This is a genomic window from Rahnella sp. AA (assembly GCF_002834385.1).
GTDB lineage: Bacteria > Pseudomonadota > Gammaproteobacteria > Enterobacterales > Enterobacteriaceae > Rahnella.
The window spans coordinates 115929-122750 of record NZ_PITQ01000016.1 but is presented as its reverse complement, the minus strand read 5'-3'; the positions used below and the strand labels follow the sequence as shown (position 1 = coordinate 122750).

Sequence of the window (6822 nt, the reverse complement as noted above, 5' to 3'; positions counted from 1 at the left end):
GGTGGTCCCACCTGACCCCATGCCGAACTCAGAAGTGAAACGCCGTAGCGCCGATGGTAGTGTGGGGTCTCCCCATGCGAGAGTAGGGAACTGCCAGGCATCAAATAAGTGGAAAGCCCTGTACTGACGTACAGGGCTTTTTGCTATGGGAAATTTGGGAAATATTGAAGGTGTCGGAAGGTTGCTGTCGTGCCTATTCCTTCTTCTTTCCCAACCATTCGACGATAAACTCACCAATTTCACCAACGTTATTCAGATCTAAAACCGTGACACCGTTAAAAATAGGTGCGGAAGAGAGATCTGTAGCAACAGCAATCACATGATCGTCGATTAATTTATCCAGAGCCCTTCCTGTTTTTTCTCTGTGGAGAACAATCTTCTCAATTTCTTCATGCTTAAAACCCTCCACTAAAATCACATCCAGACTATGGCAGTCAAAACGGCTGGCCAGATATGTAAGATCAGGCTGATTTTGCAGAGGTGTTTCGGTCATAAGCGCCCATCTGTTACTGCTTGCAACCATCGTCTGATCAGCACCGGCTTTACGTAACTCGAAGCTATCCTTTCCCGGAGTATCGACATCAACATCATGGTGTGTATGCTTTATCAGGCCGGTCCGGATACCGTGCGAACGTAAATATGGAATGAGTTGTTTCAGTAACGTCGTTTTACCTGTTCCGCTGTATGCGATGATACCAAGTAAAGGGATCTGCGTACTTTTCATCGTTTAATATCCCGCTGACGGGCCTTCCAAAACTCAACATCTTCAGGTGTATTAAGGTTTGAGAAGGCTAAAGGTTCCTGGAACAAAACTGTTTTAGCGCCGATTTTTTCGAAGAAAATCATTAATTTTTTGTCACCATTTCCCAGATAAGATTCAAGCGCTGGCATAACTTTTCGATTAAGCAGGCAAAGTGTCGGATGGACTCTTTCAGGATCACGGGCATAAACGGCTTGTTGCCCGCCCTCGCCAGCTTCGGCCTGTAATGCTTCAGCAAGATTGTCGGGGAAAGCAGGAACATCGCAGGGGATAAATAAAACCCATTCGGTTTTACTCGCTGATAATGCGGCAAGCATGCCCGCCAGCGGGCCTGAAAAGTCGGGTATCAGATCTGGGACAGTCTGAAAATTTCTTCCGTAACGTTCACTATTTCGGTTACAGCTGATCAGGATTTCACTGACATCCGGTCGTAACTTCTCGGCGACGTGTTCAAATAAAGGCCGTCCGTTTACTTCTACCAGCCCTTTGTCTTCGCCCATCCTCGTTGAGCGGCCACCTGCCAAAATAACGCCAGTAATGTCACTGCGGTTCATAATTTTTCCTGCCAGGAAATTTGTATTCTGATGATTGTAACGTCTTACGATGAGGGCGGGCAGATTTAACTTTTACGCCGCAAGCCGGCTCTTCCCCAAAAGAAATAACCCTGTTATTTTTAGGGTCTGTAAGCTAATAGAGAGAAATAACATGAAAGAGCATCGCGTAAACGAGTTGATTGAATTACTGCATCCGGCATGGAAAGAAGACTGTGATCTGAACCTGATGGAGTTTATTCAGAAACTGGCAACGGAATGTGGTTATCAGGGGCCACTGGGTGAACTAAGCGATGACACCTTGATTTATCACCTTAAAATGCGTGGTACTGACAGCACAGCTGAAATCCCGGGGCTTAAGAAAGACTATGAGGATGACTTTAAAACGGCTCTTTTACGTGCCCGTGGCGTGATTAAAGATTGATGTAAACTTATGTGAACTTCATGCGTGCCGCTAAAAATAGATGATACTATTTCCCATTGTCATTTTTCTGTGCGGCCAAACCGAATGAAGTCATGAACAGTTCAGCATTTAACTTTCAGGCATTGTCGCCGGATCTTATCCTTGATGCTTTAGAGAGTGTCGGTCTTATTGCTGAGTCCGGCCTCACTGCATTGAACAGCTATGAGAACCGGGTTTACCAATTTCTTGGTGAAGACCGGAAACGTTACGTCGTGAAATTCTACCGCCCCGAACGCTGGAGCGAAGAGCAAATTTACGAAGAGCACCGTTTCTCGCTTGATATGGCTGATGCTGAAATACCGGCTGTCGCTCCGCTTTCAATCAATAAAGATACCCTCCATCGCCATCAGGGTTACCTGTTCACAGTGTTTCCCAGCGTGGGCGGTCGTCAGTATGAAATCGATAATCTGGACCAGCTGGAATGGGTGGGCCGTTTTCTCGGTCGCATTCATCAGGTTGGTAGTCAGAGCCCGTTCAAAGTTCGTCCGACGATAGGATTGGATGAGTATCTGACGCAGCCGCGCGAAGTTCTCGCGCAATGTTCCCTGATACCCGCCAGCCTGCGCGAACCTTTCTTATCCGCGACTGATAACCTGATCCGCACGACGCAGGAATTCTGGCATACGGACTGGCGGCCGTTACGTTTACACGGTGATTGCCATCCGGGAAATATTCTCTGGCGTGATGGCCCGCTGTTTGTCGATATGGATGATGCCCGCACCGGCCCTGCTGTTCAGGATCTGTGGATGTTGTTGCATGGCGAGCAAAGTGAACAACGAATTCAGTTAGATATCTTGCTGGAAGCTTATGAGGAATTCACCGATTTTGATTCCAGCGAGTTGACGTTAATTGAGCCGCTGCGTGCTATGCGCATGGTCTATTATCTGGCCTGGGTCGCGAAGCGCTGGGGTGATCCGGCGTTTCCCAAAAGCTTCCCGTGGATGCAGGACGAAGATTTTTGGCGTGGCCAGATAGCCGCTTTCACCGAGCAAATTAAGAAATTACAGGCACCTCCTTTACAGCTGATGCCAATGTACTGAGTCACGATTAATGTTCGAAGTTTAATTAAATGGAGATAGGCTTTATATGAAAAAGATATTCCTGGCACTGGTTGGTATGGTTATGGCCTTCAGTGTATCTGCAGCACAGTTTTCTGATGGTGCACAGTACGTTACTTTAGATAAAACCGTTGCTAATGAACCACAGGTACTCGAGTTCTTCTCATTTTATTGCCCGCACTGCTATCAGTTCGAACAAGTCTGGCATGTATCAGACAGCATCCGTAAGAACCTGCCAAAAGATGTGAAATATACCAAATACCACGTGGAATTCCTGGGGCCTTTGGGTAAACAATTAACTCAGGCATGGGCTGTTGCTATTGCTCTGGGTGTTGAGGATAAAGTCAGCCCGCTGATGTTTGATGCCGTCCAGAAACAACAGTCTGTTCAGAATGCTGATGATATCCGTAAGGTCTTTATTCAGGCCGGTGTGAAAGGTGAAGACTACGATGCTGCGCTTAACAGCTTTGTAGTGAAATCATTGGTTGTTCAACAGGAAAAAGCCGCTGCCGATCTGGGTCTGCAAGGCGTACCTTCTGTATTTGTGAACGGCAAATATATGGTTAAAAATGACGGACTTGATACCAGTTCAATGGACAGTTACGTCAAACAATATTCTGATGTGATTAACTTCTTATCGACCAAAAAATAAGACGTTTTGATCCCAACGCCAGCCCCAGGGCTGGCGTTGTATTTTCATAAAATTAAAAATCAGAAATGATTACGGACGAAAATATAAATGTTTTCTGCCGGGGATTATTTTTAATAAATATAACTATCCACAAAAGCTATTAAGTTTCTATTACACGATAATCCCCCGCCCAATTTCTATAACCTGATGAAACCAGTAGTTAAAATTCTGTAATATTTTCCGGTACAATTCAGATAATAATCCCCTTTGGAAACTATTCACAAACTTATCCACAGGAAGATCCTTCGAGATCCCTCGCAAGTTCGCAATGATTTTTCCTCGCGAGGTTCGTCTTTCCGGCTGGCTATGGCATCCTTAGAGCATGTCTGATCACGAATAAAGAAGAGTTATGGCCCAGATAGCAGAAAACCCCTTAATCCTGGTGGACGGTTCGTCTTACCTCTATCGCGCTTATCATGCGTTCCCGCCGCTGACGAACTCTGCGGGTGAACCGACAGGCGCGATGTACGGTGTGCTTAACATGTTGCGCAGTTTATTGCTGCAATACACACCAAGCCATGTCGCTGTGGTTTTCGACGCGAAAGGCAAAACCTTCCGTGACGAACTTTTTGAACAGTACAAATCCCATCGTCCTCCGATGCCTGATGATCTGCGCTCGCAGATAGAACCTTTGCACCAGATGGTTAAAGCCATGGGCTTGCCGCTGCTGGTGGTTTCCGGCGTAGAAGCTGACGATGTGATCGGTACTCTGGCACTGGAAGCGGAAAAGGCAGGTCATGCTGTTCTTATCAGTACCGGTGATAAAGATATGGCACAACTGGTGACACCGGGCGTGACGCTGATTAACACCATGAATAATGCGATTCTCGGGCCTGAAGAAGTCGTTGAGAAATATGGTGTACCGCCTGAACTGATTATCGATTTCCTGGCTCTGATGGGCGATTCTTCGGATAACATTCCGGGTGTGCCGGGCGTTGGAGAGAAAACAGCGCAAGCTCTGTTGCAGGGGATTGGCGGCCTTGATGCTCTATATGCAGACCTTGATAAAGTATCGACATTAAGTTTCCGTGGTTCGAAAACCATGGCTGCTAAGCTTGCTGACAATAAAGACGTCGCTTATCTGTCATATCAGCTGGCGACGATTAAAACAGACGTTAAGCTCGACTTAACCTGTGCAGAACTGACCGTTTCAGAACCCGATGCTGATGAGCTTCATCAGCTCTTTGGCCGTTATGAATTTAAACGCTGGCTGGCTGATGTTGAAGCTGGTACCTGGCTGAGCGGTAAGAAACCGGCTGTTAAGGTTTCTGCTACATCGAAAAAGAGTGCTGAGGTAACCGAAGTGGCCTCAGCAGAATCTCCTGAGCGTAATCAGCTTTCTCAGGAGGGTTATGTCACGATTCTGGATCAGGCCACTTTGGATGACTGGATTGGCTATCTGAAAGCTTCTGACGTTTTCGCTTTCGATACAGAAACCGATGGTCTGGATACGCTGACGGCCAACCTAATTGGTCTGTCTTTCGCGACAGAAGCAGGCAAAGCCGCTTATCTGCCCGTTGCTCATGATTATCTGGACGCGCCGGTACAACTTGATCGCGATGAAGTGCTTAAGCAACTTAAACCGTTGCTGGAAGATGAAAAGCAGCTGAAAGTCGGGCAGAACCTGAAATTCGATCGCGGCATCTTATTGCGCTATGACATCGAAATGAAAGGCATCGCCTACGACACGATGCTTGAATCCTATGTTCTCGACAGCGTATCTGGCCGTCATGATATGGACAGCCTTGCAGATCGCTACCTCGGTCATAAAACTGTAGGTTTCGAAGAAATCGCCGGGAAAGGCAAAAATCAGCTGACTTTCAACCAGATCGCTTTGGAACAGGCTGCACCGTATGCCGCGGAAGACGCCGACGTCACGTTGCAACTGCATCAGGCGCTTTGGCCACGTATTCAGGAAAGCGAATTACTGAAGAAAGTCTTCACTGAAATTGAAATGCCTCTGGTGCCCGTTCTGTCTCATATTGAGCGTACCGGTGTTTTGATTGATCAGAATATTTTGGCCGCTCATTCCAAAGAGCTGGCAATCCGCCTGAACGAGCTGGAAAACAAAGCGCACGGGCTGGCAGAAGAACCTTTCAATCTTTCTTCGACCAAGCAGCTTCAGGCCATTTTGTATGAAAAACAGAAATTGCCGATTCTGAAGAAAACGCCTGGCGGTGCTCCATCAACGAATGAAGAAGTTCTGGCTGAGCTGGCTCTGGATTATCCGTTGCCAAAAGTGATTCTGGAATATCGTGGCCTGGCAAAGCTGAAGTCAACGTATACCGATAAGTTGCCTCTGATGATCAACCCGCAGTCTGGCCGGGTTCATACCTCTTACCACCAGGCGGTAACTGCTACCGGTCGTCTGTCATCCAGCGATCCAAACCTGCAAAACATTCCTGTGCGTAATGATGAAGGACGTCGTATTCGTCAGGCTTTTATTGCGCCAAAAGATTACATCATTCTGGCTGCCGACTACTCGCAAATTGAACTGCGTATCATGGCACATTTATCGAAAGATGAAGGCTTGCTGACTGCGTTTGCTGAGGGTAAAGATATTCACCGTGCGACCGCTGCTGAAGTATTTGGTACGCCGCTGGAGAATGTCACCGGCGAACAGCGTCGCAGCGCTAAGGCGATTAACTTTGGTCTGATTTACGGTATGAGTGCGTTTGGTTTATCCCGCCAGCTGAACATCCCGCGTAAAGAGTCCCAGCGTTATATGGATTTGTATTTCGAACGCTATCCGGGTGTTCTGGAATATATGGAGCGTACCCGAACTCAGGCTTCTGAGCAGGGTTACGTTGAAACACTCGATGGCCGCCGTCTGTATCTGCCGGATATCAAATCCAGCAATGCGATGCGTCGCAAAGGTGCTGAACGTGCCGCAATCAATGCCCCGATGCAGGGAACGGCCGCGGACATTATCAAACGTGCCATGATCAGCGTTGCCGACTGGCTCAAACAACCGGATGCTCCGCGTGCCCGCATTATTATGCAGGTACACGATGAACTGGTGTTCGAGGTGCATAAAGATGATGTTCCGGCAGCAAGTGAGAAAATTCGCAATCTGATGGAAGCAAGCATGACGCTGGCCGTTCCGCTGAAAGTGGATGTTGGCACTGGTGATAACTGGGATCAGGCTCACTAAGTGAATAGTTATTAAGCTTTTTTTGTAATTAAGCTACAGGATTATGCACTCAGACCATGAGGATGATCGCATAAACCGCGATTTTTGTGTAAGTAAACTACAAAAAGTTCTTTTTCCCCGTCAGGAAATAGGGTAAAGTTTCTCT

The 6822-nt window shown here is 47.3% G+C and carries 6 protein-coding genes and 1 rRNA gene; 5 read left to right on the top strand and 2 right to left on the bottom strand.

Annotation, left to right across the window (positions count from 1 at the left end; translation table 11 throughout):
- Window positions 1-99: ribosomal RNA gene (gene rrf / locus CWS43_RS25555) — 5S ribosomal RNA — on the top strand; the annotation flags it as partial.
- A gap of 94 nt (window positions 100-193) precedes the next feature.
- On the opposite strand, the gene mobB is transcribed toward rrf, so the two are convergent.
- Both mobB and mobA read right to left on the bottom strand, forming a co-directional pair.
- The gene (mobB, locus tag CWS43_RS25550) at window positions 194-724 is read right to left on the bottom strand and encodes a molybdopterin-guanine dinucleotide biosynthesis protein MobB (protein ID WP_101079963.1); all 531 of its coding nucleotides are present in this window, start codon (window positions 722-724) and stop codon (window positions 194-196) included.
- Complete coding sequence (gene mobA / locus CWS43_RS25545; RefSeq protein ID WP_101079962.1) at window positions 721-1314, bottom strand: molybdenum cofactor guanylyltransferase MobA; 594 nt, start codon at window positions 1312-1314, stop codon at window positions 721-723. The genes mobB and mobA overlap by 4 nt, the downstream gene beginning before the upstream one ends.
- A gap of 151 nt (window positions 1315-1465) precedes the next feature.
- Here mobA and CWS43_RS25540 point away from each other — a divergent pair, with 151 nt between their 5' ends.
- From CWS43_RS25540 to polA, 4 genes are all read left to right on the top strand, one after another.
- Window positions 1466-1735, top strand: coding sequence for a YihD family protein (locus CWS43_RS25540; RefSeq protein ID WP_101079961.1), 270 nt, complete (start codon window positions 1466-1468; stop codon window positions 1733-1735).
- A gap of 92 nt (window positions 1736-1827) precedes the next feature.
- Window positions 1828-2814, top strand: coding sequence for a serine/threonine protein kinase (locus CWS43_RS25535; protein WP_101079960.1), 987 nt, complete (start codon window positions 1828-1830; stop codon window positions 2812-2814).
- A 46-nt stretch (window positions 2815-2860) separates the two neighbouring features.
- Complete coding sequence (gene dsbA / locus CWS43_RS25530) at window positions 2861-3484, top strand: thiol:disulfide interchange protein DsbA (RefSeq protein ID WP_101079959.1); 624 nt, start codon at window positions 2861-2863, stop codon at window positions 3482-3484.
- Between the two features lie 388 nt (window positions 3485-3872).
- Complete coding sequence (gene polA, locus CWS43_RS25525) at window positions 3873-6677, top strand: DNA polymerase I (RefSeq protein ID WP_101079958.1); 2805 nt, start codon at window positions 3873-3875, stop codon at window positions 6675-6677.
- Window positions 6678-6822: the final 145 nt, after the last annotated feature.

Bases quoted from the DNA above. Each gene is read 5' to 3' on its own strand.
- mobB (WP_101079963.1), bottom strand. From the start codon at position 724: ATGAAAAGTACGCAGATCCCTTTACTTGGTATCATCGCATACAGCGGA.
- mobA (WP_101079962.1), bottom strand. From the start codon at position 1,314: ATGAACCGCAGTGACATTACTGGCGTTATTTTGGCAGGTGGCCGCTCA.
- CWS43_RS25540 (WP_101079961.1), top strand. From the start codon at position 1,466: ATGAAAGAGCATCGCGTAAACGAGTTGATTGAATTACTGCATCCGGCA.
- CWS43_RS25535 (WP_101079960.1), top strand. From the start codon at position 1,828: ATGAACAGTTCAGCATTTAACTTTCAGGCATTGTCGCCGGATCTTATC.
- dsbA (WP_101079959.1), top strand. From the start codon at position 2,861: ATGAAAAAGATATTCCTGGCACTGGTTGGTATGGTTATGGCCTTCAGT.
- polA (WP_101079958.1), top strand. From the start codon at position 3,873: ATGGCCCAGATAGCAGAAAACCCCTTAATCCTGGTGGACGGTTCGTCT.